The following is a 26,563-nucleotide window of genomic DNA, read 5'->3' as shown; positions in this document are numbered from 1 at the left end:
GGTGGATGCCCGGCTCACGCTCCGTCTAGGGTGAAGGTGTGAGCGACTACACTGCACCGGACCAGACCCGTGACCGGCGGGACCTCCGCACCGAGAGCTTCACCCCGGGACCCGCCGACGACACCTCGGCGGAGGGCCGCTTCGCGACGTGGTTGAACGCCGAGGGGATCGGCTTCAACGACCCCTTCATGGATCCCGAGGACCTCCCGGCCATGCTCCGGGTGTTCACGGAGGACCGGCGCGAGCTGCGCGGGGTCCACGACGACGCCCAGCCCGCCGAGGCGATGGGCGTCGACTTCCCCGGGGCCACCTACGGCACCATGGTGCACGCCCTCAACGTGGGCCGGACGCAGCTGGACGTCCACCAGATCACCGCGGTGACGGTGCGGGCGAGCCACCGCCGCAGGGGGATCCTGCGCTCCATGATCACCGAGGACCTGTCGGGCGCGAAGGAGCGCGGGCTCCCGCTCGCGATCCTCACGGCGTCCGAGGCCACCATCTACGGGCGGTTCGGGTTCGGCTGCGCCACGTTCACGCAGAGCATCGAGGTGGACGTGCAGGAGCGGTTCGAGATCACCGCACCGCCGACGGGGACCACCACGCTCGTGGCGCGGGAGCACGCCGCACGTCTCGCGGGCGAGGTCTTCGACCGTTTCCAGCACTCCACCTTCGGCTCCGTGGGCAGGCAGTCCTCCTACCCGCGGCGCGCTTCGGGGGAGTGGGGGCGCGAGCGGCCCACCGAGGACCGCGCCGCCCGCATGGCCGTGCACTACGACGCCGACGGCGAGCCGGCCGGTTACGTCTCCTACCGGTTCGCGGGCTGGGACACCACCCCGCGCACCACCAAGCTCGTGGACCTGGTGGCGGCCACGCCCTCGGCCTACCTCGAGCTGTGGCGCTATCTCGGATCCCTGGACCTCGTCCAGCGGATCACCTGGGACGACGCCCGGCGTGACGACCCGCTGCCCTGGGCCCTGCGCGACCGCCGGTGCTACCAGGTCAAGGGGACCGACGACGTCCTGTGGGTCCGCGTGCTCGACGTCGTTGCGGCCCTCCGGGCGCGGTCGTACCGGGGCAGCGGCAGGGTCGTGGTCGCGGTGGAGGACGCCCTCGGACTCGTGGACGGCTCCTACGCCCTGTCCGTCGCGGACGGCGTGGCGGAGGTGGAGCCGGCGGGGGCCACCGCGGTACCGGACGCCACGGTGACCGCGAACGCCCTCGGCTCGCTGTACCTCGGGGGTGTGCAGGCCTCGGTGCTGGCCGCGGCAGGAGCGCTGACCGCGCACGCCGACGACGTCGTGGACCTGCTCGACACGCTGTTCGGGGTGCCACAGGAGCCGTACTGCATCACGCACTTCTGACCCCGTCCCGGTCCCGCCCGGGCCGCACGGGGGCCTCCCCGCGCGGAGGTCCGTGCTTTGACGGTGCTGGACACCGAGGGCTAGACTGGACGGGCGTGTGGTGCGCTCCGATCGTCCCCGGATCTTCTCGGGGGCATCCAGGATCGCACCGCTCCTCTCGGAACCTTCCGAGGTTCTTTCCCTTTCGTCCACATCCGGACATCGGAATCCGCTCCCGGCCCCGCCGGGTCGGTGGTTCCCGTGCCGTCCGGAGCAATTAATCTTCCACAACGGAGCCCCAACTACATGACCATCACCACCACCGAGAAGCAAGGTGCCCCGCAGGTCGCGATCAACGACATCGGCACCGCTGAGGACTTCCTCGCAGCGATCGACGCCACCATCAAGTACTTCAACGACGGAGATCTCGTCGAGGGTACGGTCGTCAAGGTCGACCGCGACGAGGTCCTGCTCGACATCGGTTACAAGACCGAGGGTGTCATTCCTTCCCGCGAGCTTTCCATCAAGCACGACGTCGACCCCGGGGACGTCGTCTCCGTGGGTGACGAGGTCGAGGCCCTGGTCCTCACCAAGGAAGACAAAGAAGGCCGCCTGATCCTCTCCAAGAAGCGCGCGCAGTACGAGCGCGCCTGGGGCGACATCGAGAAGGTCAAGGAGGAGGACGGCGTCGTCACCGGTACCGTCATCGAGGTCGTCAAGGGTGGTCTCATCCTGGACATCGGTCTGCGCGGCTTCCTGCCCGCGTCGCTCGTCGAGATGCGCCGCGTCCGCGACCTGGCTCCGTACATCGGTCAGCAGATCGAGGCGAAGATCATCGAGCTCGACAAGAACCGCAACAACGTGGTCCTCTCACGTCGTGCCTGGCTCGAGCAGACCCAGTCCGAGGTCCGCTCCACGTTCCTCAACAAGCTCGAGAAGGGCCAGGTCCGTCCGGGCGTCGTCTCCTCGATCGTCAACTTCGGTGCGTTCGTGGACCTCGGCGGCGTCGACGGTCTCGTGCACGTCTCCGAGCTCTCCTGGAAGCACATCGACCACCCCTCCGAGGTCGTCGAGGTCGGTCAGGAAGTCACCGTGGAGGTCCTCGAGGTCGATCTCGACCGCGAGCGCGTCTCTCTCTCGCTGAAGGCCACGCAGGAGGACCCCTGGCAGACCTTCGCCCGTACGCACGCCCTGGGTCAGGTCGTGCCGGGCAAGGTCACGAAGCTCGTGCCCTTCGGCGCGTTCGTCCGCGTCGAGGACGGCATCGAGGGTCTCGTGCACATCTCCGAGCTGGCCGTGCGCCACGTGGAGCTCGCCGAGCAGGTCGTCTCCGTCGGGGACGAGCTCTTCGTCAAGGTCATCGACATCGACCTCGAGCGCCGCCGGATCTCCCTCAGCCTGAAGCAGGCCAACGAGGGCGTGGACGCGGACAGCACCGAGTTCGATCCCGCGCTCTACGGCATGGCCGCCGAGTACGACGACGAGGGCAACTACAAGTACCCCGAGGGCTTCGACCCTGAGTCGAACGAATGGCTCGAGGGCTACGAGACGCAGCGCGCTGCGTGGGAGGCCCAGTACGCGGAGGCCCAGTCCCGCTGGGAGGCCCACAAGAAGCAGGTCGTCCAGCACGCATCGGACGACGCCGCGGCCGCCAACGAGCCGGCCGAGTCGAACTCGACCAGCTACTCCTCCGAGCCCGTCGCCACCGAGACCGGTTCCGGGACGCTGGCCTCGGACGAGGCACTCGCGGCACTGCGCGAGAAGCTGACCGGGGCGTAAGCTCCCGCCACGGCGAACACGAGGAAGGCCCCCGTCCACCCGGACGGGGGCCTTCCTCGTTCCCTGCTCCCGTGCTGGTCACGGTTTCCCCGGCCGGCTCCGTCGTCCACGCCGTGAGCCTGTTCCCCGCCGCTCCGTCCTGTCGGCCTCCCGGTGGGGTCAGGCGGTGGGCACCGGCCGACCGGTGCGGGGTGACGGGCATCAGCCGCGTCGCGAGCTGGTCACCGTAAACCTCGGTGAGCGGTCGAGCTGCCGGGTGGGCCCGATGATGCTCTCCAGGGCGGACCGGTAGCGCAGATGGCCGTTCCATACGGTGTAGAGCTCGCCGCCCGGTGCGAGCACCCGCGCGCAGGCGCGGAAGAGCTTCAGCGCGATCCCGGTGTGCACCGTGCTGCCGACGTGGAAGGGCGGGTTCAGGACGATCAGCCGCGCCGAGGCGTCGGGGACCTCGGACAGGGCGTCGTCCCGGCTGACCCGGACGCGGTCGGACACGCCGTTGGCGGCCGCAGTCGCCCGGGTCGAGGCGACCGCCGATGCGGACTGGTCCGTGGCGTGGACGACGAGGTCCGGGTGCGTCAGGGCGAGGTAGGCGGAGAGGGCGCCGTTGCCGCAGCCCAGATCGATCACCTCCCCCCGCGGGTCCCGCTCCGTCCGCCCCGTGGGGAGCACAGGGGGGAGCAGGTGGGGGAGCAGCAGCCGGGTCCCCGGATCGAGGGCCGCACCTCCGAAGGTCGCCCCGTAGGCGCGCAGCTCGAGGGGGCGTGCGAGGCCGACGTCGTGCCGCGCGCTCCTGGGGAAGCCTGCCGAGGTGCCGGGGCGGGGATCGGAGGCCGTGAGGATCCGGGCCTTCTGCCGGCCCAGCCCCGCGGTGACCGTGCCGAAGTGCCGTCCCAGGACGTCGTTCATGGTCGGTGTCATGTGCTTGGTCCGGCCGCCGGCGAGGACCCGTACGTCCGGTGCGGCGTGGTCGGCCACCAGCGCCGCGATCTCGTCCAGCTCGTCCAGGGACCGCGGTAGCCGCAGCAGGACGGTCGACACGCCCGCCAGCAGCTCCGCGCCGAGCGGGAGGGTGCGGTAGCGATCCTCCATCCCGGCCTCACGGGCGTTCCGGCCGAGCGCCCGTTGGTGGACGATCCCGTCCTGGAACACGCGGACGGGGAGGTGCGGGTTCACCTCGGCGGCGGTGAGCGTCAGCGCGCCGTAGGAATCACCGATCACCGCGACGGTGTCGCGGCGGAGGGCGTCGGCGGCCGTGTCGAGGAGGAGGCGGTCGGCCGCGTCGACGGCCACGAGGTCCGGGGTGTCGATGTCGGGATGGCGTGTGAGTCGATCGAGGCGGAACGGGCTCATTCAGCCCATCCTAGGCGGCTGCACGTCCCGATCCGGCCCCGATACCCCCTATGGATGCACGTCCCGGCGGTCCGGCGATCGCCACCGCGGTCGGCGGGTCGGAACGGCTGCTGCCGGCAGGTCCGTCCCGGAGGGTGGATGACTCCGGCCCTCCGACCCCTCACCCCGCCGCGGCGACCTCGGTCAGCAGGTGCTTCTCCTCCACCAGGTGCACCGAGAGCGTCTTGTACCCCACGGTGTCGAACAGGACGGTCACGACGTCGTCCTCGTACCCCATCACGGTGCCGGTGCCCCACTCGGGGTGCTCCACCACGCTGTCGACGCCGAACGGTTTCGGGGCGGCGGTCCCGCCCGCGTCCGAGCGGCCCTCCGGGCTGTGGCGCAGACAGTTGTCGCAGTTGCCGCAGGCCACGGGCAGTTCCTCCCCGAAGTAGCTCAGCAGCGCGCGTCGGCGGCACGACCTCGTCTCGGCGTACCGGCGTGCCATCTCGATCCGCGACTCGTCGATCCGCTCCCGGTTCTCGATGTACTCGACGGCCTGGCGGACGGCCTGGCGGGGCGGGATGTCCCGCACCCGGTACCCCTTCGCGCCGTCGTCGATGCCGTGCGAGGCCTCCAGGACGTTGAGCAGCCCGCTGAGCTTGCGCGCGGACAGCCCGGAGATCTCCTTGAGCTTCGCGGGACGCATCGGCTTGCCCTGTGCGACGAGGAGGAGGAAGAGCTGCTCGAGATCCTTCTTGCCGGCGGTCTTCGCGGCGAAAAACCGGCGCAGCGAGAGGTCCTCCGGCCGGTAGTGGAGCACCGCCCGGGTCTCGAGCCCGTCGCGTCCTCCCCGTCCGATCTCCTGGTAGTAGCTGTCCAGCGAGTCGGAGATGTCGGCGTGCACCACGAAGCGGACGTCGGCTTTGTCGATGCCCATGCCGTAGGCGGTCGTGGCGACCACCACGTCGATGCTGCCGTCCAGGAACGCCTCGTGGACGCTCTCGCGCTCCTCCTTGGTCCGCCCCGCGTGGTAGACGTCGGCGGAACGGCCCGAGGACCGGAGGCGCTCGGCGAGCAGGTCGGCGGCCTTCTTCGTCGCCACGTACACCAGCCCGTGCCCGCCGAGGGTCAGTACCTGGTCGTGGACGGCGTCGAGCTTGTCGGTCTTCCCCACGTGCTGCACCACGTCGAGGAACAGGTTGGGGCGGTCGAAGCTCTCGATCACCTCGACGGGCTCGCGGAGGTGCAGGCGCTCGATGATCTCCCTCTGCGTGGAGTGCGACGCCGTGGCGGTGAGGGCGATCGTGGGGACGTCGAGATCCCTGATGAGGTGCCCGAGCTGGAGGTAGTCGGGGCGGAAGTCGTGACCCCAGGAGGACACGCAGTGCGCCTCGTCCACCACCACCAGACAGACGTCGAGGGCACGCAGCCGGGCCCCGACCTCCTCCCGGGCCAGCTGCTCGGGTGCGAGGAACAGGAACTTGGCGCGCTCGGTCTCGTCCCGGTTCTCCGCCGCGGCCCACGCCGCCTCGATCTCGCGCTTCTTCTTGCCCGAGTTCAGGACGAACGCGCGCGGACGGGCGAGGCGCTCGTTGATGGAGGCCGCCTGGTCCTGCTGGAGGGCGATCAGGGGTGAGATCACCACGGTGATGCCCGGCAGGGCCAGTCCCGGGACCTGGTAGATCGCGGACTTCCCGGCCCCGGTGGGCATGACGCACAGGACGCTGTGCCCCTCCAGGACCGCTTCCATGGCCCGCTGCTGACCGGGGCGCAGCTCCTCCCAGCCGAACACGTACTCCGCTGTCTGCCGTAGCTCCTGCACTGTGACGGTCACAGGCCCTCCTTCGATGCTCAGTACCCTCAGCGTAGGAGGGGGCTCCGACTGTTTCCGGCCCAGCCTGCATCGCATGGGTGCGATTGACAGGACCGGACCCCTGCTGCACCGCCGCCGTCCGCTGGTCCCGCGCCGGTTCCGTAGGAGCAGAAGACCGAAGTACCGAGGGACGGCCCCGTCGGGTGTCGCTAGGGTGGAGGCATGCTGCGCATCGGACTCACAGGAGGCATCGCCGCGGGCAAGTCCGTGGTGGCCGGCCGGCTCGGGGACCTCGGGGCCGTCCTCGTGGACGCCGATCTGCTGGCCCGCGAGGTGGTGGAGCCGGGCTCCGAGGGGCTCGGGGAGGTGGTCGACGCCTTCGGTCCGGACGTCCTCGGCGCGGACGGCACCCTGGACCGCCCGGCCCTCGGACGCCTGGTCTTCGGCGACGACGCCGCACGCGCACGGCTCAACGCCATCATCCACCCCCGGGTGCGCGCCGCCTCCGCGACCCTGATCGAGCGGGCACCCGGGGACTCCGTGGTGGTCGAGGACATCCCGCTGCTGGTGGAGACCGGGCAGGCCGCACGCTTCCACAAGGTGGTGGTCGTCGACGCCGCGGACGAGCTGCGGGTGCGCCGCATGGTGGAGCAGCGCGGCATGCGGCGCGAGGACGCCGAGCAGCGCATCGCCGCCCAGGCCCCGCGGGACGAACGGCTCCGGGCGGCCGACGCGGTCCTCCCCAACGAGCGCGGGCTGGAGGACCTCCTGGCGGCGACGGACGCCCTGTGGCACGAGCGCATCGAGCCCTTCGCCGCCGATCTCCGGGCAGGCAGACCGGCGTCCGCGCCGGGCTCGGTCCGGACCGGGCTCGACGGGACGGGGGACCTCGACCCCCGCGTCCGGGCGAAGCTCGCGGCGGTGCTGCCCGCCGACGTCGTCGTCGAGGGATCCGGGGCCGGCGCGGCGTCCGGGGAGGCCGGGGACGGAACCTCCGGGCACGAGGACGACGCGCGGCGTGCCGTCCTCCGCGTCCAGGTCCCCGGATCGCAGGACCTCGGTACCGTCTCGGCCGCGGTCGCGGGAGCCGGCTACCCGCGCTCCGCACGCGAGGCGGAGGCGTCGTCGGCCGCCCCGGTGCACCGCGCGGCCGATCCGGCGTACGACGTCGTCGTCACCCTCACGGGCGGCAGGTGAGCCGAACGGCGTCCTCCGTCGGGACCCGTGTCGGACCACCGTCGGGAACCGTCGCGCGAGCTGTCCGCCCGGAGCAGATCATGGTCCGTTCGTCACCGGCAGGGACTACCGTTGGAGCATGAGTCTTGCGCAGGAGATCAAGCGTGTCGTGGCGCCCTTCGAGGTCATCAGCGAGTACCAGCCGGCCGGTGACCAGCCCACCGCCATCAAGGAGCTCTCGGAGCGGATCGGCGCGGGGGAGAAGGACGTGGTGCTGCTGGGGGCCACAGGAACGGGCAAGAGCGCGACGACGGCGTGGCTGATCGAGCAGGTCCAGCGGCCCACCCTCGTGATGGTGCAGAACAAGACGCTCGCGGCGCAGCTGGCCAACGAGTTCCGTGAGCTGCTGCCCAACAACGCCGTCGAGTACTTCGTCTCCTACTACGACTACTACCAGCCCGAGGCCTACGTCCCGCAGACGGACACCTTCATCGAGAAGGACTCCTCCATCAACGAGGAGGTGGAGCGGCTGCGGCACTCCGCCACCAACGCCCTCCTCACCCGCCGCGACGTCATCGTGGTGGCCACGGTATCCTGCATCTACGGCCTGGGAACGCCGGAGGAGTACATCAACAAGATGGTGACCCTGCGCCGCGGTGACCAGATGAACCGGGACCAGCTGCTGCGGCAGTTCGTGGGCATGCAGTACACCCGCAACGACATGGACTTCCACCGGGGGACGTTCCGCGTCCGCGGGGACACCGTGGAGATCATCCCCATGTACGAGGAGCACGCCCTGCGCATCGAGTTCTTCGGTGACGAGGTGGAGAACATCTACACCCTCGACCCGCTGACCGGGAACGTGATCCGCGAGGAGGAGGAGATGTACGTCTTCCCGGCCTCGCACTACGTGGCCGGCGAGGACCGCATGACGCGGGCCATCAAGGACATCGAGGACGAGCTGCAGCAACGGCTCGCGGAACTCGAGTCGCAGAACAAGCTGGTCGAGGCGCAGCGCCTGCGCATGCGCGTGACCTACGACCTCGAGATGATGCAGCAGATGGGCTTCTGCAACGGCATCGAGAACTACTCCCGGCACATCGACGGGCGCGATCCGGCCAGTGCACCCCACTGCCTGCTCGACTACTTCCCGGACGACTTCCTGCTCGTGGTGGACGAGTCCCACGTCACGATCCCGCAGATCGGCGCCATGTACGAGGGGGACTCCTCGCGCAAGCGCACCCTGGTGGACCACGGCTTCAGGCTGCCCTCGGCGATGGACAACCGGCCGCTGAAGTGGGACGAGTTCCTCGATCGCATCGGGCAGACCGTCTACCTCTCGGCGACGCCGGGCAAGTACGAGCTGGGCAAGGCCGACGGCTACGTGCAGCAGATCATCCGACCCACCGGCCTGGTGGACCCCGAGGTGGTGGTCAAGCCCACCACGGGCCAGATCGACGACCTGCTGGGGGAGATCCGCGCTCGCACGGAGATCAACGAGCGGGTGCTCGTCACCACGCTCACCAAGCGCATGGCGGAGGACCTGACCGGATACCTGCTCGAGCACGGCGTCAAGGTGGAGTACCTGCACTCCGACGTCGACACGCTGCGCCGGGTGGAGCTCCTGCGCGAACTGCGGATGGGCACCTTCGACGTCCTCGTGGGCATCAACCTGCTGCGCGAGGGGCTGGACCTGCCGGAGGTCTCGCTGGTGAGCATCCTCGACGCCGACAAGGAGGGGTTCCTGCGCAGCACCACCTCGCTCATCCAGACCATCGGCCGCGCCGCCCGCAACGTCTCCGGTGAGGTCCACATGTACGCGGACCGGATCACGGACTCCATGGAGCGGGCCATCGACGAGACGAACCGACGGCGTGCCATCCAGGTGGCGCACAACCTGGAGCACGGGATCGACCCCACACCGCTGCGCAAGCGGATCGCGGACATCACAGACACGATCAACCGGGAGGACGCCGACACCCGTGCGCTGCTGGAGGAGGCGGGGAAGAACCCCAGATCCAAGAAGGGCAAGGGCGCCGAACGCCGGGGCGGGACGGCCTCCGTGCCGGCCGAGGACCTCACCGACCTGATCCAGCAGCTGACCGACCAGATGCACGCCGCGGCGGCGGAACTCCAGTTCGAACTCGCCGGCCGCCTCCGTGACGAGGTGGGTGACCTGAAGAAGGAACTGCGGCAGATGCAGTCCGCGGGACACGCCTGATCCACGGATGCGGCTCGCGGACGATCCGTGGATTCGTCGGCGCTGCCCGGTAGGAGTACCATCGGCTCCGGACGTAGGGGAGTATCCCAAGAGCTACGGACGTCAACACGTGGGGCACCGTTGCCCCGCCGGACGTAGCAGCCAGCGGTAGCATCGCGGCGGAGAGACTTGCGGCAATCACCCGTACCCTCTGAGAGGCCCTGCCGTGCCCACACTCCCCGTCGCCTTCGAGATCGGTACGTTCGTCGTGCTCGGCCTCGTCCTGCTCCTCGACCTGCTGCTCGTCCTCAAGCGTCCCCACGAGCCGTCCATGAAGGAGGCCGGTCTCTGGGTCGCGTTCTACGTCGGTCTCGCGCTCGTGTTCGCGGCGCTCATGTTCGCCGTCGCCGGACCGGAGTACGGCGGGCAGTTCATCGCCGGCTGGGTCACCGAGTACAGCCTGAGCATCGACAACCTCTTCGTCTTCATCATCATCATGGCCCGCTTCTCGGTACCCCGGAAGTACCAGCAGGAGGTCCTGATGGTGGGTATCATCATCGCGCTGGTGCTCCGCGGCATCTTCATCGCCCTCGGCGCCGCGGTGATCGAGAACTTCAGCTGGATCTTCTACATCTTCGGTGCCTTCCTCCTCTACACCGCGTACAAGCAGGCCGCGGACTCCGGTGAGGACGAGGAGGACGCGGGCGAGAACAAGCTGATCGGCAAGCTGAAGTCGGTCCTGCCGATGTCCGAGTCCTACGACGGCAACAGGATCCGCACCGTGGTGGACGGCAGGAAGGTGTTTACCCCCATGCTGATCGTCTTCGTGACGATCGGGCTGACGGACCTCCTGTTCGCCGTCGACTCCATCCCCGCGATCTTCGGTCTCACCCAGAGCGCGTTCATCGTCTTCACCGCCAACATCTTCGCGCTCATGGGACTGCGGCAGCTGTACTTCCTGCTCGGCGGGCTCATGACCCGCCTGGTCTACCTCAAGCACGCGCTGTCCGTGATCCTCGCGTTCATCGGCGTGAAGCTGATCCTCCACGCCCTGCACGTGAACGAGCTGCCGTTCATCAACGGGGGCGAGCACGTCGCGTGGGCCCCTGAGATCCCCACCTTCGTGTCCCTGGCGGTCATCCTCGGCACGATCCTCGTCGCGGTGGTCGCGAGCCTGCTGCGCTCGCGCTCGCTGGAGACCGAGGCGTCCGGGCAGGACTCACCCGGTGTCAGCGACGGCCTCGACGGGGCGGCGGACGACGCCGGCACCAAGGAACCGCGCCACTAGCACTCCAGGTCCGGTACCCGGTACCCGGCGCCCTGCGGGCCCGCGGTACCGGACCTGCGCCCTCAGGAGCCCCGCGTGAGGGCGAGCAGCCGGTCGAAGATCGCCTCGCCGTCGTCCGAGATGCCGTCGTGGTGGAAGTCGCCGGTCTCCCAGACCCGGAGGCCGCGCACCTGGGCCGCCGTGCGGAGGGACAGGTCCCGGTCCACGAAGATGTCGTCCCGGTAGACGGCGGCGGCCGCGGGTACGGTGTTCGTGGCCAGGACGTCCACATCGTAGAGCCGGCCCCAGTGCTCCTCGGCGGCGAGGAGCTCGGCGACCGGTTGCAGGGGCCGCAGTGCCGGATCCTCCTCGAAGTACCAGGGGTAGACCATCTCCCCGGTGAGCAGGGGCTCCTCGGCGTCGGGGCGGAACTGCGGGTACTCCTCGAGCACGCGCTCCGCCGACCAGGAGGACGCGGCGCCCTGGCAGTAGATCGACTCGTGGAGCAGCGCGTACAGCGGCTGCGAGGCCCTGCTCACCAGGGCGTGCACCTGCTCCAGGAACGTCGCGGACAGGCGGTCGCCGTCGTCGGTGGTGACGAAGGCGTCCTCGAGCAGGTAGTGCAGCCCGTGCACCCGCGTGTTGCCCCCGAGGAGCGATCCGACCATCTGGAACCGGCGGGTGGTGAGCCGTTCGCCGCTCGGCAGGTACTCGGCCACGGCGTCCAGGTGGCGGGCGATCCGCGTGACGAGTATGCGGTCCTCCGGGTACCAGGAGAAGTACTCGCGAAGGCGCGCCTCCACGCGGGCGAAGGTGGCCCGGTACACCTGGTCCGGTGATCCGGTCAGGGGCGCGAGCCCGCCGGTGATCAGTGCGCGGTCCAGCCCCTCGGGTGCGTTCGAGAGGTACGTCAGGGTGCAGAACCCGCCGTAGCTCTGCCCGAGGACGGCCCACGGCGGGCTGCCGAGCCGCGCGCGGATGAGCTCCGCGTCGGCCACGATCGCCTCCGCCCGGAAGTGCCGGAGATACCCGGCCTGCGCCTCGGGGGAGGGCAGCGAGGCGAGGGTCGTGGCGTCCGCCGGGGTGGACAGACCCGTTCCGCGCTGGTCCAGCATGAGGATGCGGAACTCGCGGGCGGCGGCCTTCATCCATCCGGAGAGCTGCGTGACGCGTGCACCGCGCCCACCCGGGCCTCCCTGCAGGAAGAGCAGCCAGGGCAGGCGTGCGACCTCCTCATCGTCGTGGTCCGTGGAGGAGTACTCCCGCGCGAACACCTCGATGACCGGCGACGCCGGGTCGGCGTGGTCGAGGGGTACGCGGAAGGTGTGGCCGGTGGAGCGCATGCCCCGCATCACCCTGGTGGGAGTGACCCGGTGCTGCTCGGGCTGCTGACCGGTCAGCTGATCGGTGGAGTCGTGCGGGCTCATCGGGCGGCCACCTCGGCGAGCGCGGGACCGGTCAGGCGGAACGTGCTCCAGTCCGACTGCCGGTACGCGCCGAGGCTCTCGTAGAAGCTGATGGACGGCTCGTTCCAGTTCAGCACCGACCACTCCACCCGTGCGTAGCCGCGTGTCGAGGCGATGCGCGCGAGGTTCGCCAGCAGGGCCGTCCCGTGACCGGCGCCGCGCGCCTCGGGGCGGACGTAGAGGTCCTCGAGGTAGATCCCGTTGACGCCCTCCCAGGTGGAGTAGTTGAGGAACCACAGGGCGAAGCCCTGTACCTCCCCGTGCGCCTCGGCCACGTGCGCATAGATGGTGGGACGTTCCCCGAACAGCGCCTCGGTGAGGGACCCGGCGGTGTTCCGGACGGCGTCGGGCTCCCGCTCGTAGAGGGCGAGGTCGTGGATGAGCTGGAGGATGACCGGCACGTCCGCCGGCCGTGCTTCCCGTATCGTGTTCATGCTCCCAGCCTAGCCACGACCCAGGATCAGGCCGGCCCGTGGATCCGGCCGGCCCGACCTACGGCATCAGGCCGCAGGTGCCCCGACCCCGAGGATCCGCACCACGGGTGCCCCCGCCTCGTCCGACGCCGCGAGGTCGATCTCCGCGTTGATGCCCCAGTCGTTGTTGCTCTCCGGGTCCTTGAGGATCTGCCGGACCTTCCAGATCCCGGGTGCCCTGGTGATCAGCAGCAGGGCGGGCCCGCGGGCGTCCGGGCCGTCGTCGATGTCCTCGTAGTCGCCGAAGTACCCGTCCAGGGCCTCGGCCCAGCGGTCCGCCGTCCAGCCGGACCCGCCGTCGAGGACCCCGAGGGCCTCGTCCTGCTCGTCGGCGAAGAGCTTGACGCGCTGGAACATCTCGTTGCGCACCATCACGCGGAAGGCGCGCTCGTTGGAGGTCACCGACGGCGGCTCCTCGGCGAGGTCGACGGCGGTCCCGGCGATCACCGACCCGCCGGCGGCGAGCTGGGTCCACTCGTCCAGCAGGGAGCTGTCCACCTGGCGCACCAGTTCGCCGAGCCACTCGATGACGTCGCTGAGGTCCTCGCGCAGCGCCTCGGTGGGCACCGTGTGCCGCAGGGCCTTGTAGCAGTCGGCGAGGTAGCGCAGCAGGATGCCCTCGGAGCGGGTGAGCGCGTAGAACGCCACGTACTCCCCGAAGCTCATGGCCCGCTCGTACATGTCGCGCACGATCGACTTCGGGGCCAGCTCGAAGTCACCGAGCCACGGCGCCGAGCCCCGGTACACCTCGAAGGACTGCTGCAGCAGTTCCTCGAGCGGCTTGGGGTAGCCGATCTCCTCGAGGCGCGCCATCCGGGCGTCGTAGTCCAGCCCCTCGGACTTCATGGCCGCCACGGCCTCGCCGCGGGCCTTCTTCTCCTGGGCGTTGAGGACCTGGCGTGGCTTCTCGAGGATCGCCTCGATCACGGAGACGACGTCGAGGGCGTACCCCGGTGACTCCGGGTCGAGGAGGTCCAGGGCGGCCAATGCGAACGGGGAGAGCGGCTGGTTGAGGGCGAAGTTGGCCTGCAGGTGCACCCGGAGCCGTGCCTGGCGTCCGTCGGGTTCGGGCTCCGGGAGCCGCTCCACCACGTCGGCGGCGACGAGCTCGCGGTAGATCCCCAGCGCGCGGCGCATCAGCCGCAGCTGGGACGCCCGGCTCTCGTGGTTCTCCGTCAGGAGCCGTCGCGCCGCCGCGAACGGGTCACCGGGCCGCTCGAGGAGGTTCAGGATCATCGCGTGGCTCACCGAGAACGACGACGTCAGCGGGTCCGGGACACTTTCCACGAGGCGCTCGTAGGTGGGTCTGCCCCAGGAGACGAAGCCCTGCGGCGGCTTCTTCCGCACCACCTGGCGGAGCTTCTTCTGGTCGTCGCCGAACTTCGAGACCGCCTTAGCCAGAGCCTTGGTGTTCTCCACCACGTGGTCGGGCGCCTGCACCACCACGGTCCCGGCGGTGTCGTACCCCGCCCGGCCGGCGCGTCCCGAGATCTGGTGGAACTCACGGGCATTGAGCACCCGGGTGCGGACGCCGTCGTACTTGCTGAGCGCGGTGAGCAGCACCGTGCGGATCGGCACGTTGATGCCCACACCGAGGGTGTCCGTACCGCAGATCACCTTCAGCAGACCTGCCTGCGCGAGCTGCTCGACCAGGCGCCGGTACTTGGGCAGCATGCCCGCGTGGTGCACCCCGATCCCGTGGCGCACGAGGCGGTTGAGGGTCTTGCCGAACCCGGAGGAGAACCGGAACCCGGCGATCAGCTCCCCGATGCGGTCCTTCTCCTCCCTTGTGCAGACGTTCACGCTCATCAGGTTCTGTGCCCGCTCGATCGCCTCGGCCTGGCTGAAGTGCACCACGTACACCGGTGCCTGACCCGTGGAGAGCAGCTCCTCGAGGGATTCCTGGACCGGGGTCTCCGCGTAGTAGAAGTGCAGGGGGATCGGGCGCTCCACGGAGGTGACCGTGGCGGTGTCCCGGCCGGTGCGCGCGGTGAGGTCCTCCTCGAAGCGGGTGACGTCGCCCAGGGTCGCGGACATCAGCAGGAACTGCGCCTGGGGCAGCTCCAGCAGCGGTACCTGCCACGCCCAGCCGCGCTGCGGGTCCGAGTAGAAGTGGAACTCGTCCATCACCACGGTGTCGACGTCGGCGTCCGCACCCTCGCGCAGTGCGAGGTTCGCCAGGATCTCCGCTGTGCAGCAGATGATCGGGGCGTCCTGGTTCACACCGGAGTCCCCGGTGATCATGCCCACGTTCTCCGGGCCGAAGATCTCGCAGAGCGCGAAGAACTTCTCGGAGACGAGCGCCTTGATCGGTGCCGTGTAGTAGCTGGTGCGCCCCTCAGCGAAGGACTTCAGGTGCGCCGCGATCGCCACGAGCGACTTGCCCGACCCGGTGGGCGTCGCGAGGATCACGTTGTTCCCGGAGACGAGTTCCATCGCCGCCTCGTCCTGGGCGGGGTAGAGGGTGAGACCGCGTGCGCCCGCCCACCCGGTGAATGCTGCGTAGACGGCGTCCGCGGGGAGCTCGCCGTTCTCGTGCCGGGGCAGGTGCTCGTGGATCCTCATGGTCCGTCCAGCCTACCGGGGGCACGTGTGTCAGGGTGGACCATGCGCTGGAACCCCGGGACCTATGCCCGCTACGCCGGACACCGCGGCCGCCCCTTCCTCGATCTCCTGAGCCGGATCGATGCCGAGGCTCCCCGCACGGTGGTGGATCTGGGGTGCGGGCCCGGGGAGCTGACCGAGATCCTCGCCCGCCGCTGGCCCGGGGCCGAGGTGACCGGGATCGACTCGAGCGAGGACATGATCGCGGCCGCACGCCGGCGGCAGGTACCCGCCAATCTGCGCTTCGCCTCCGGCGACGTCCGGGACCACCGGACGGACGGCGTGGACGTGATCGTCAGCAACGCGGTGCTCCAGTGGGTGCCCGGACACCAGGACCTGCTGGCGGGGGGGGCGCGATCGCTGGACCCCGACGGGTGGGTCGCCGTCCAGGTACCGGGCAACTTCGGCGCCCCGTCCCATGCCCTGCTGCGCGAGCACGCCGCGAGTCCGCGGTGGGCGGCGAAGCTCGACGGTGTCCTGCGGCACGAGGACGCCGTGGGGGAGCCCACCGACTACCTGCAGGTGCTGCTGTCCGCCGGCCTGGAAGCCGATGTGTGGGAGACCACCTACCAGCAGGTCCTGGAGGGGGAGGACGCCGTCCTGGAGTGGGTGCGCGGAACGGCGCTGCGCCCGGTGCTCACGGCCTTGTCCGCGGAGGACGGCCGGGACTTCGAGACCGGGTACGCGGAGCTGCTGCGGGCAGCCTACCCGCGGACCGGGCACGGGACGGTCCTCGGGTTCCGCCGCATCTTCGCCGTCGGGCACCGATCCGCCTGATACCGGCCCGGCTGACACCGGCCCGGCGCGTGGCTGCCTACCAGCCGCGCTCGCGCCACTCCGGCAGGGACGCGCGCTCCGCACCGAGGGTGGTGCCGGCCCCGTGGCCGGGGTGCACGAGGGTGTCGTCGGGCAGCTGGTCGAACACCCGTGCCACCACGTCCTCGTACAGGGAGGCGAACCGTGCCGCATCCCCCTGCGTGTTCCCGAGCCCTCCGGGGAACAGCGAGTCGCCCGTGAAGAGGTGCGCCGGTCCGTGGGGGTCGCGGTAGAGCAGGGCCACCGAGCCCGGGGTGTGCCCGCGGAGGTGGACGGCCTCCAGCTCGAAGCCCTCGAACGATCCCGCGTCGCCCTGCCGCAACGGGACGTCGGTGGGGACGGCGATGTCGGCGACGTCGTCGGCCCCTGCCGCTGTCCGGGCCCCTGTGGCCTCGACCACCTCCGCGAGCGCCCGCACGTGGTCCCAGTGCGAGTGCGTGGTGATGATCAGCGCCAGGCGCGCCTCGGCGTCGGTGTCCTCCTGCGCGTCCGCGAGGAGACCGAGGATGGCCGGGGCGTCGTCGGCGGCGTCGATCAGGACCTGCGCCCCGCTGGTGCGTGAGGTGAGCAGGTAGACGTTGTTGTCCATCGCGGAGACGGCGATGCTGCGGATGGTCACGTCGGGGAGGCGGTGCAGAAGGCGGGACATGGGGCCAGTGTAGGCGCGGCCGGACGCACGGTGCGGCAGGAGCGGTGCGGCGGTAGGGTGCAGGAGGATTTCACGATCAGCAGGGCCCGGGTCTCCCGGCGGCCCGGAGAGGACCACGGCATGGAACAGGGAATTCCCCGCTGGCTGAAGCTGGAGCCGACGAGCCCCGTGCCGCCGTTCGAGCAGATCAAGCAGGCAGTCCTGGCCGCGGCGAACTCCGGCAGGGCGGCGGTGGGCACGCGGTTGCCGCCGGTCCGCACCCTCGCCGTGCACCTCGGTGTCGCGGCGAACACCGTGGCCCGCGCCTACCGTGAACTGGAGCAGGCGGACGTGGTGGAGACGAGAGGACGGGCCGGGACGGTGATCACGGCCGGGGGCGACGACGCCCGACGACGGGTGGCGGACGCGGCGGAGACCTTCGCCGTCGTCGTGCACTCCGCGGGTCTCTCGGAGGCCGACGCCGTGGCCGTGGTGCGGGCGGCATTGCGCCGAGCGTGAACGGCACGGTCCGGCGGAGGACGGCGGTGCGGATCCCGGAGTAATCGAACATGTCTTCGAGCGGTTCTTCGCCTACAGTTGTCGGGTGTCTACAGCGAACTCTCTCGAGCAGCATGCCCACAACCCGGCCCCGGCCGCCCAGGACCTCTCCCGGCTGATCGTCAAGGGCGCGCGTGAGAACAACCTGCGCAACGTGGACCTGGACCTGCCGCGCGACGCCATGATCGTGTTCACCGGGTTGTCCGGCTCGGGGAAGTCCTCCCTGGCCTTCGACACCATCTTCGCCGAGGGGCAGCGGCGCTACGTGGAGTCGCTCTCCGCCTACGCCCGGCAGTTCCTGGGCCAGGTGGACAAGCCCGACGTCGACTTCATCGAGGGGCTCTCCCCGGCGGTCTCGATCGACCAGAAGTCCACGAGCAAGAACCCCCGCTCCACGGTGGGCACCATCACCGAGATCTACGACTACATGCGTCTGCTCTGGGCACGCGTGGGCCGCCCGCACTGCCCCGTGTGCGGCGAGGTGGTGGCCAAGCAGACCCCGCAGCAGATCGTGGACCAGCTGCTCGAGCTCGATGAGGGCACCCGCTTCCAGGTCCTCGCGCCCGTGGTCCGTGCACGGAAGGGTGAGTTCGTGGACCTCTTCCAGGAGCTCACCGCCAAGGGCTACTCCCGGGCGCGCGTGGACGGCACGCTGATCCAGCTCAGCGACCCCCCGAAGCTCGGCAAGCAGTACAAGCACACCATCGAGGTCATCGTGGACCGCCTCGTGGTGAAGGACGGCATCCGGCAGCGGCTCACCGACTCTGTGGAGACGGCCCTGAAGCTCGCCGACGGGCGCGTGCTCGCCGAGTTCGTGGACCTGCCCGAGGACGACGCCAAGCGCATCCAGGCCTACTCGGAGCACCTGGCGTGCCCCAACGAGCACCCGCTGGCCATCGACGAGATCGAGCCGCGCTCCTTCTCCTTCAACAACCCGTTCGGCGCCTGCCCGGCCTGCACGGGCATCGGCTCCAAGCTCGAGGTGGACGAGGAGCTCGTGGTCCCGAACCCGGACCTCAGCCTCGCCGAGGGGGCGATCGCCCCGTGGTCACTGGGCACGGCGACCCTGGAGTACTGGACACGACTGCTCGAGGGTCTCGCCTCCGAGCTGAAGTTCGACATCACCACCCCCTGGCGGAAGCTGCCCGACCGCGCGCGTGAGGCTGCGCTCTACGGCAAGGACCACAAGGTGGTGGTGCAGTACAAGAACCGGTTCGGCCGGGAGCGGAAGTACAGCACCGGGTTCGAGGGAGCCGTGCAGTACATCCAGCGCAAGCACGGCGAGACGGAGTCGGACAACGCCCGCGACCGGTACGAGGAGTACATGCGGGAGATCCCGTGCCCCACGTGCGGTGGTGCCCGGCTCAACCCCGCCTCGCTCTCGGTGCTGATCAACGGGCGCTCCATCGCCGAGGTGTCCGCGATGCCCATGCGGGACTGCGCCGACTTCCTGGATAACCTGGTGCTCACCGGGCGCGAGGCGCAGATCGCCCACCAGGTGCTCAAGGAGATCCAGGCCCGCCTGACCTTCCTGCTCGACGTCGGGCTCGAGTACCTGAACCTGGAACGCGCCTCCGGCACGCTCTCGGGCGGCGAGGCGCAGCGCATCCGGCTGGCCACCCAGATCGGCTCCGGTCTCGTGGGTGTCCTGTACGTGCTGGACGAGCCGTCCATCGGCCTGCACCAGCGGGACAACCGCCGCCTCATCGAGACGCTCACGCGCCTGCGGAACCTCGGGAACACGCTGATCGTCGTCGAGCACGACGAGGACACCATCGCCGAGGCGGACTGGATCGTGGACATCGGCCCCGGGGCGGGGGAGCACGGCGGGGAGGTGGTCCACTCCGGGCTGCTCGAGGACCTGCTCACCAACGAGAGGTCCATCACCGGCGACTACCTCGCCGGGCGCCGCACGATCGCCACGCCGCAGAAGCGCCGGAAGATCGACCGCTCGCGCCAGCTCAAGGTGGTGGGCGCCCGTGAGCACAACCTGCGGAACGTGGACGCCACCATCCCGCTCGGCGTCATGACGGCGGTGACCGGCGTCAGCGGGTCCGGGAAGTCCACGCTGGTCAACGACATCCTCTACAAGGTGCTCGCGAACAAGCTCAACGGTGCCAAGCAGGTGGCCGGCCGGCACAAGCGGATCGACGGCCTGGAGCACCTGGACAAGGTCATCCACGTGGACCAGAGCCCCATCGGCCGCACCCCGCGCTCCAACCCGGCCACCTACACCGGGGTGTTCGACAACATCCGCAAGCTGTTCGCCGAGACCACGGAGGCGAAGGTGCGCGGGTACCTGCCCGGCCGCTTCTCCTTCAACGTCAAGGGCGGGCGCTGCGAGGCCTGCTCGGGCGACGGCACGCTGAAGATCGAGATGAACTTCCTCCCGGACGTCTACGTGCCCTGTGAGGTCTGCCACGGAGCACGGTACAACCGGGAGACGCTCGAGGTGCACTACAAGGGCAAGACCATCGCGGACGTCCTCGACATGCCCATCGAGGAGGGCGCCGAGTTCTTCGCCGCCTTCAGCCCCATCGCCCGGCACCTGAAGACCCTGGTGGAGGTGGGGCTGGGCTACGTACGCCTGGGCCAGCCGGCGACGACGCTCTCCGGTGGGGAGGCGCAGCGCGTGAAGCTCGCGAGCGAGCTGCAGAAGCGCTCCAACGGGCGCAGCGTCTACGTGCTCGACGAGCCCACCACCGGCCTGCACTTCGAGGACATCCGCAAACTCCTCGGAGTGCTCCAGGGACTGGTGGACAAGGGCAACACGGTGATCACCATCGAGCACAACCTCGACGTGATCAAGAGCGCCGACTGGGTGATCGACCTCGGCCCCGACGGCGGCTCCGGCGGCGGCGAGGTGATCGCCACCGGGACACCCGAGCAGGTGGCGAAGAACGAGCGCAGCTACACGGGGACGTTCCTGAAGGAGATCTTCGAACGGGCCTGAGGCCGCTGTCCCCGTGCAGCGCGGCCAGGGCGGGCCCGTCCCTCCCGCCCCGTCCGCGCGGCTGTGGCAAGCTTGCCCGGTGGCTCCTCTACCCTCGCTGATCCTCTTCGACCTCGACGGCACCCTCGTGGACCCGGCCGGTGCCATCACCGGGGGCATCGCCGCCGCCCTGATGGCCCACGGGTTCCCGAGGCCCAGTGACGCCGTGCTCCAGGCGATGGTGGGGCCACCGCTCGTGCAGTCCCTGGCCGCGATCGCCGAGGTGCCTCCCGCACTGATCCCCGACGTCGTGGCCTCCTACCGCACCGGCTACCTCGCCACCGGGATGGCACGGAGCAGGCCCTACCCGGGGATCGTCCGCTGCGTCGAGGCGCTCGTCGAGGCCGGCGCCGTGGTGGCCGTCGCCACGCAGAAACCCGAGTGGCTCGCGGAGGAACTCCTGGAGGTGCAGGGGATGCGGCACCTCTTCGCGTCCGTCCACGGATCCCCGCGGGAGGAGACCGGCGCCCCCCACGGCAAGGCGCCGATCATCCGCGCCGCGCTGGACCGTCATGCGGGATCCGCCCGGGACGCGGTCATGATCGGTGACCGGCGGCACGACGTCGAGGGCGCCGCGGCGAACGGGCTGGTGTGCATCGGCGTGAGCTGGGGCTTCGCGCTCGCGGGTGAACTCGAGGACGCGGGAGCGGTGCGGATCGTGGACTCGGCGGAGGACCTGCCGGAGGCGCTGCTCGGCGCAGCATGAGCCGATCGCCGTCCTCCACGGACGTGTCACCGGTCATGCGTCCGGCTGCTCCGCGGTGAGCTGACAGGACCCGCCCCGGGCAGGGGGTGTCACCGTCCGGCCCTAGGATTGTGGGGTGGCGAACCCAGTGACGTACCGGCCGAAGACCGGCGAGATCCCCCTCGATCCCGGGGTGTACCGCTTCCGCGACGAGCACGGCCGGGTCATCTACGTGGGCAAGGCGAAGAACCTGAGATCCCGGCTGAACTCCTACTTCGCGAACCCCCAGGGGCTGCTCGCGAAGACCCGGAGCATGGTCTTCACGGCCGCGAGCGTCGAATGGACGGTGGTGGGGAGCGAACTCGAGGCGCTGCAGCTCGAGTACACCTGGATCAAGGAGTTCGACCCGCGCTTCAACATCATGTTCCGCGACGACAAGTCCTACCCCTACCTGGCCGTCACCATGGGGGAGAAGTACCCCCGTGCGCAGGTGCTGCGCGGTGACAAGAAGAAGGACACGCGCTACTTCGGTCCGTTCTACCCCGCCAAGGCCATCCGCGAGACCGTGGACACGATGATCCGGGTGTTCCCGGTCCGGACCTGCAGCGCAGGGGTCTTCAAGCGCGCCGAGCGCACCGGCCGCCCCTGCCTCCTCGGGTACATCGACAAGTGCTCGGCGCCCTGCGTGGGGCGGATCACCCCGGAGGACCACAGGGCCCTCGCCGCCCAGTTCTGCGACTTCATGGCGGGGGACTCCAAGAAGTTCATCACCGGCCTCGAGCGGAAGATGGCCGAGGCGGTTGCCGAGCTCGACTACGAGTCCGCCGCGCGCCTCCGCGACGACATCGCCGCGCTCCGCCGGGTGTTCGAGCGCAACACGGTGGTGCTGAGCGAGGACACGGACGCCGACATCTTCGCCCTCGAGGAGGACGAGCTGGAGGCGGCCGCGCAGGTGTTCCACGTCCGGGGCGGACGGATCCGGGGCCAGCGCGGCTGGGTGGTGGAGAAGGTCGAGGACATGGGCACCCCCGAGCTCGTGGAGCACCTGCTGCAGCAGGTCTACGGCGAGGGGAGCGGCAGCAACGAGCAGATCCCGCGCGAGGTCCTGGTGCCGGTGCTGCCGAGCCACGAGGAGCAGATGCTGGAGTGGCTCCGCGGGCTCCGTGGCAGCCGGGTGGACGTCCGGGTGCCGCAGCGCGGGGACAAGGCCACCCTGCTCGGCACGGTGGCGCAGAACGCCGCGGACGCCCTCCGCCTGCACAAGAGCCGCCGGGCGGGTGACATCACCACCCGCTCGGCCGCCCTGCAGGAGTTGCAGGAGGCACTCGACCTGCCCCAGCCGCTCATGCGGATCGAGTGCTTCGACATCTCGCACGTCCAGGGCACCAACGTGGTGGCGTCGATGGTGGTGGTGGAGGACGGACTCCCGCGGAAGTCCGAGTACCGCAAGTTCTCGATCACCGGGGACGCCGCCCGGGACGACACCGCATCCATGTACGACGTCATCCACCGCCGCTTCCGCAACTACCTGGCCGGGAAGGCCGGGGAGCAGGTCGACGCCGCCGCCCCCGACCCGGGGTCGGGAGTGCAGGACGCCGCGGTCCCCGAGCACCCGGTCCTCGACGAACAGGACGAGCGGGACGTCGACGAGCAGGGTGAGCCGCTGAAGGACACCACCACGGCCATCACCCGGAACCGGTTCGCCTATCCGCCGAGCCTCGTCGTCGTCGACGGTGGACCCCCGCAGGTGGCCGCCGCGGCCCGCGCCCTACAGGACCTCGGCATCGACGACGTCTTCGTGGTGGGTCTGGCCAAGCGGCTCGAGGAGGTGTGGGTGCAGGACAGCGAGTTCCCCGTGATCCTGCCGCGGGCCTCGGAGGGCCTGTTCATGCTGCAGCGCATCCGTGACGAGGCCCACCGGTTCGCCATCACGTTCCACCGGCAGAAACGCGGGAAGTCCATGACCGCCTCCGTCCTCGACGAGATCGCGGGCCTCGGTCCGGCCAAGCGCAAGGCACTGCTCAAGCACTTCGGCTCGGTGAAGAAGATCCGCGCCGCATCCGTGGAGGAGCTCGTGGAGGTACCCGGGGTGGGTCCGTCGCTGGCCAGGACGGTCCGGCAGGCGCTCGGCGCCCAGGGTGAGGGCGCGGGTACGCCGGCGGTCAACATGACCACCGGCGAGATCATCGATGATTAGCTAGGCTGAAGCAGCGGCCGCCCGAGCGAGCCGCGGAGAACTGCAGACCCAGGGCCCCGGCGAGCACCGGCGCGTCCTGTCCAACCGGAACGGATGCACTGAGATGACTGAGGCCACGAGCCTGACTCCGGTCAAGCCCACCGAGTCGGAACTGCTGGTGGTGACCGGTATGTCCGGTGCCGGCCGCAGCACTGCGGCGAACGCCCTGGAGGACCACGGGTGGTACGTGGTGGAGAACCTGCCGCCGCAGCTGCTGCCCACGCTCACCGAGCTCGTGGCGCGGACCCCGCAGTCCCTCCCCAAGCTCGCCGTGGTGATCGACGTGCGGGGCAAGGAACTGTTCAGCGAGATCAAGGCGTCCCTGGCAGGCCTGCGGGCCTCCGGCGTGAACTACCGGGTGCTCTTCCTCGACGCGGACGACTCCGTGCTGGTACGCCGCTTCGAGCAGGGCCGCCGACCGCACCCCCTGCAGGGTGCGGGCCGGATCCTCGACGGCATCGCCGCGGAGCGCGAGGTGATCAAGGAACTCAGGCACGCCGCGGACATCGTGATCGACACCTCCGAACTGAACGTCCACGCCCTCGCCACCCGCGTCACCGAACTGTTCTCCGAGTCCGGCCCGATCGTGCTGCGGCTCAACGTGATGAGCTTCGGCTTCAAGTACGGTCTGCCGGTGGACGCCAACTACGTGGCGGACGTCCGGTTCATCCCCAACCCGCACTGGGTGCCCGTGCTGCGGCCCCAGACGGGCCTCGACGGCCCCGTCCGCGACTACGTCCTCGCTGCGCAGGGCGCGGGGGACTTCATCGACCGCTACGTCAACGCGCTGGAGCCGGTGCTCGACGGCTACCGGCGCGAGAACAAGCACTACGCCACGATCGCGGTGGGCTGCACCGGTGGCAAGCACCGGTCGGTGGCCGTGACCGAGGAGATCGCCCAGCGGCTCGCCCAGCTCCCCGGCGTGCAGGTCGCCGCGCACCACCGCGACCTCGGACGCGAGTAGTGGCGCTGTTCTCCGGCCCGCTGCCCCTGATTCCACCCGCCACCCGCAGGAGTGGCGAGGCCCAGGGGAGCGGGCCCTCCGTCGTCGCCCTGGGCGGGGGCCACGGCCTGGCCGCCTCCCTCTCCGCCCTGCGGCTCCTGACCCAGGAGCTCACCGCCGTGGTCACCGTGGCCGACGACGGCGGCTCCTCCGGCCGGTTGCGGCGTGAACTCGGGGTCCTCCCGCCCGGTGACCTGAGGATGGCGCTCGCGGCACTGTGCGACGACACGGACTGGGGGCGCACCTGGCGTGACGTCATGCAGCACCGGTTCACCTCGCGGGACGGCGTGGAGGGTCCGCTCGACCACCACGCGATGGGCAACCTGCTGATCGTCACCCTCTGGGAGCTGCTCGGGGACCCCGTGGCGGGCCTCCAGTGGGCCGGGGCACTGCTCGGCGCACGCGGACGCGTCCTCCCGATGTCCACCGTGCCGCTCACCATCGAGGGCGATGTGCTGAGCGAGGTGGAGGGCAGTCTCCGCGTCAGGACGGTGACCGGGCAGGCGGGGCTCGCGATCGCCGCCGAGGACGGGAACGTGAGCTCGGTGCGCCTGCTGCCGGAGGGAGCACCCGCCTGCCAGGAGGCGCTCGAGGCCGTGGAGCTCGCCGACTGGGTGGTCCTCGGCCCCGGCTCCTGGGACACCTCCGTGCTGCCTCACCTGCTCCTGCCCGAGCTGCGCGAGGCCCTGTGCCGCACCTCCGCCCGCCGCTGCCTGACCATGAACCTCAGCAACGACCCCAAGGAGCCGCAGGGCATGACCGCCGTGGACCACCTGAACGTGATCTCCCGGTACGCACCGGAGCTCACGATCGACGTCGTGCTCGCCGACCCGTCCGTGGTGGGCGACCACGCCGTCTTCGAGCGCGCGGTCGAGGGGCTGGGAGGGCGCGCCGTCTTCGGTACAGTGGGAGCTTCGACCGGCAAGCCCGTGCATGATCCGTTGCGATTGGCGACGTCCTACAACGACATGTTCGGGAAGAACTAGGAGTGTGTCCGTGGCCCTGACCGCCGACGTCAAGGAGGAGCTGTCCCACCTCGACGTGAAGAAGTCCTCGGTGCGCAAGGCCGAAGTATCCGCACTGCTGAGATTCGCCGGCGGTCTGCACATCATCTCCGGCAGGATCGTCATCGAGGCCGAGGTGGATCTCGCCTCCACCGCACGCAGGCTGCGCGCGGCCATCGCCGAGGTGTACGGCCACGGCAGCGACATCATGGTGGTCACCGGGGGCGGGCTGAAGCGGGGCAACCGGTACGTGGTGCGCGTGGTCCGCGACGGCGAGTCCCTGGCACGCCAGACCGGTCTCCTCGACGGCCGGGGCCGCCCCGTCCGAGGTCTCCCCTCGGCGGTGGTGAACGGGTCCGCCGCCGATGCCGAGGCGGTCTGGCGCGGCGCGTTCCTCGCGCACGGCTCGTTGACCGAACCGGGGCGCTCCTCGTCCCTCGAGGTCACCTGCCCGGGCCCGGAGTCCGCGCTCGCCCTCGTGGGCGCAGCACGCCGCCTGGACATCACGGCCAAGGCCAGGGAGGTCCGGGGCGTGGACCGGGTGGTCATCCGCGACGGTGACACGATCGCGGCGCTCCTGACCCGCATGGGCGCGCACGACGCCCTCATGGTGTGGGAGGAGCGCCGTATGCGCAAGGAGGTGCGTGCCACCGCGAACCGCCTCGCCAACTTCGACGACGCGAACCTCCGCCGGTCCGCGCAGGCGGCCGTGGCCGCGGGCGCCCGGGTGGAGCGGGCCCTCGAGATCCTCGGCGAGACGGTGCCGGAGCACCTGCACTACGCGGGGAAGCTGCGCGTGGCGCACAAGCAGGCGAGTCTCGACGAACTGGGTCATCTCGCGGACCCGCCCATGACCAAGGACGCCATCGCCGGGAGGATCCGCCGCCTGCTCGCGATGGCCGACAAACGCGCCTCGGACCTCGGGATCCCGGGTACGGACGCAAATGTCACCTCCGACATGCTCGACGAGGAATGAGTGCATAGGATGGAACAGCAAGCCCGCTTCTGATCGGGCGCGACGCCGGCGGTACGGGCTCCGAGGAGGGGATCGACCGCGCAGGCGGCCCGTACCACTACCGAGGAGGATCACGTGAGCGTTTACGTACTGCCGGATCTTGATTACGACTACGCGGCCCTGGAGCCGCACATCTCCGGCCGGATCATGGAGCTGCACCACTCCAAGCACCACGC

19 protein-coding genes and 1 pseudogene are annotated in these 26,563 nt (G+C 70.1%); 14 read left to right on the top strand and 6 right to left on the bottom strand.

Going from position 1 to position 26,563, the window contains the following annotated elements; translation table 11 throughout:
- Positions 1–38 precede the first annotated feature (38 nt).
- Complete coding sequence (locus AC792_RS09210) at positions 39–1,361, top strand: GNAT family N-acetyltransferase (RefSeq protein ID WP_049830237.1); 1,323 nt, start codon at positions 39–41, stop codon at positions 1,359–1,361.
- Between the two features lie 285 nt (positions 1,362–1,646).
- On the top strand, positions 1,647–3,119 hold the full coding sequence (rpsA, locus tag AC792_RS09205; RefSeq protein ID WP_049830236.1) for a 30S ribosomal protein S1: 1,473 nt from the start codon (positions 1,647–1,649) through the stop codon (positions 3,117–3,119).
- A 201-nt stretch (positions 3,120–3,320) separates the two neighbouring features.
- On the opposite strand, the gene AC792_RS09200 is transcribed toward rpsA, so the two are convergent.
- Positions 3,321–4,469, bottom strand: coding sequence for a class I SAM-dependent methyltransferase (locus AC792_RS09200; RefSeq protein WP_049830235.1), 1,149 nt, complete (start codon positions 4,467–4,469; stop codon positions 3,321–3,323).
- A gap of 160 nt (positions 4,470–4,629) precedes the next feature.
- Positions 4,630–6,285 carry a RecQ family ATP-dependent DNA helicase gene (locus AC792_RS09195; protein WP_049830234.1) on the bottom strand — a complete coding sequence of 552 codons (1,656 nt, stop codon included), beginning with the start codon at positions 6,283–6,285 and terminating at the stop codon, positions 4,630–4,632.
- 201 nt (positions 6,286–6,486) lie between these two features.
- Between AC792_RS09195 and coaE the strand changes: the two genes are divergently transcribed.
- The 3 genes from coaE to AC792_RS09180 all read left to right on the top strand — a co-directional run bounded on the left by coaE (position 6,487) and on the right by AC792_RS09180 (position 10,928).
- The gene (gene coaE / locus AC792_RS09190) at positions 6,487–7,461 is read left to right on the top strand and encodes a dephospho-CoA kinase (RefSeq protein ID WP_049830233.1); all 975 of its coding nucleotides are present in this window, start codon (positions 6,487–6,489) and stop codon (positions 7,459–7,461) included.
- Positions 7,462–7,579: 118 nt separating this feature from the next.
- Positions 7,580–9,661 (top strand): excinuclease ABC subunit UvrB, encoded by a 2,082-nt coding sequence (gene uvrB, locus AC792_RS09185; RefSeq protein ID WP_049830232.1) that lies wholly within the window; start codon positions 7,580–7,582, stop codon positions 9,659–9,661.
- Between the two features lie 205 nt (positions 9,662–9,866).
- Entirely contained in the window at positions 9,867–10,928 is a 1,062-nt protein-coding gene (locus AC792_RS09180; protein WP_049830231.1) for a TerC family protein, read from the top strand.
- Positions 10,929–10,990: 62 nt separating this feature from the next.
- Here AC792_RS09180 and AC792_RS09175 read toward each other — a convergent pair whose 3' ends face one another.
- The 3 genes from AC792_RS09175 to AC792_RS09165 form a co-directional block, all read right to left on the bottom strand.
- Positions 10,991–12,334, bottom strand: coding sequence for an alpha/beta fold hydrolase (locus AC792_RS09175; RefSeq protein ID WP_442853611.1), 1,344 nt, complete (start codon positions 12,332–12,334; stop codon positions 10,991–10,993).
- Positions 12,331–12,807, bottom strand: a complete 477-nt coding sequence (locus tag AC792_RS09170; RefSeq protein WP_049830230.1) for a GNAT family N-acetyltransferase — start codon at positions 12,805–12,807, stop codon at positions 12,331–12,333. The genes AC792_RS09175 and AC792_RS09170 overlap by 4 nt, the downstream gene beginning before the upstream one ends.
- A gap of 66 nt (positions 12,808–12,873) precedes the next feature.
- Positions 12,874–15,411, bottom strand: a complete 2,538-nt coding sequence (locus AC792_RS09165) for a DEAD/DEAH box helicase (protein ID WP_049830229.1) — start codon at positions 15,409–15,411, stop codon at positions 12,874–12,876.
- A gap of 42 nt (positions 15,412–15,453) precedes the next feature.
- Here AC792_RS09165 and AC792_RS09160 point away from each other — a divergent pair, with 42 nt between their 5' ends.
- Entirely contained in the window at positions 15,454–16,227 is a 774-nt protein-coding gene (locus tag AC792_RS09160; RefSeq protein ID WP_049830228.1) for a trans-aconitate 2-methyltransferase, read from the top strand.
- 37 nt (positions 16,228–16,264) lie between these two features.
- Here the strand turns inward: AC792_RS09160 and AC792_RS09155 are convergent, their stop codons facing one another.
- On the bottom strand, positions 16,265–16,915 hold the full coding sequence (locus AC792_RS09155) for an MBL fold metallo-hydrolase (RefSeq protein WP_049830227.1): 651 nt from the start codon (positions 16,913–16,915) through the stop codon (positions 16,265–16,267).
- Between the two features lie 120 nt (positions 16,916–17,035).
- On the opposite strand from AC792_RS09155, the gene AC792_RS09150 reads away from it, so the two are divergent.
- From AC792_RS09150 to AC792_RS16425, 8 genes and pseudogenes are all read left to right on the top strand, one after another.
- On the top strand, positions 17,036–17,413 hold the full coding sequence (locus tag AC792_RS09150; protein ID WP_049830308.1) for a GntR family transcriptional regulator: 378 nt from the start codon (positions 17,036–17,038) through the stop codon (positions 17,411–17,413).
- A gap of 85 nt (positions 17,414–17,498) precedes the next feature.
- The gene (uvrA, locus tag AC792_RS09145) at positions 17,499–20,405 is read left to right on the top strand and encodes an excinuclease ABC subunit UvrA (RefSeq protein ID WP_049830226.1); all 2,907 of its coding nucleotides are present in this window, start codon (positions 17,499–17,501) and stop codon (positions 20,403–20,405) included.
- A 79-nt stretch (positions 20,406–20,484) separates the two neighbouring features.
- On the top strand, positions 20,485–21,150 hold the full coding sequence (locus AC792_RS09140) for an HAD hydrolase-like protein (protein ID WP_049830225.1): 666 nt from the start codon (positions 20,485–20,487) through the stop codon (positions 21,148–21,150).
- A gap of 115 nt (positions 21,151–21,265) precedes the next feature.
- Complete coding sequence (gene uvrC / locus AC792_RS09135) at positions 21,266–23,326, top strand: excinuclease ABC subunit UvrC (protein ID WP_049830224.1); 2,061 nt, start codon at positions 21,266–21,268, stop codon at positions 23,324–23,326.
- A gap of 103 nt (positions 23,327–23,429) precedes the next feature.
- Complete coding sequence (gene rapZ, locus AC792_RS09130) at positions 23,430–24,329, top strand: RNase adapter RapZ (RefSeq protein WP_049830223.1); 900 nt, start codon at positions 23,430–23,432, stop codon at positions 24,327–24,329.
- Positions 24,329–25,354, top strand: coding sequence for a gluconeogenesis factor YvcK family protein (locus AC792_RS09125; protein WP_049830222.1), 1,026 nt, complete (start codon positions 24,329–24,331; stop codon positions 25,352–25,354). Before rapZ ends, AC792_RS09125 begins: the two co-directional genes overlap by 1 nt.
- 10 nt (positions 25,355–25,364) lie before the next feature.
- On the top strand, positions 25,365–26,348 hold the full coding sequence (gene whiA / locus AC792_RS09120) for a DNA-binding protein WhiA (RefSeq protein WP_049830307.1): 984 nt from the start codon (positions 25,365–25,367) through the stop codon (positions 26,346–26,348).
- Between the two features lie 114 nt (positions 26,349–26,462).
- Positions 26,463–26,563 (top strand): annotated as a pseudogene (locus AC792_RS16425) (superoxide dismutase); the annotation flags it as partial.

The organism is Arthrobacter sp. RIT-PI-e (assembly GCF_001187915.1).
In the GTDB taxonomy this organism is placed as follows: domain Bacteria; phylum Actinomycetota; class Actinomycetes; order Actinomycetales; family Micrococcaceae; genus Arthrobacter_D.
The sequence above is the reverse complement of the archived record's forward strand: the minus strand, read 5'-3'. Positions and strand labels throughout refer to the sequence as shown.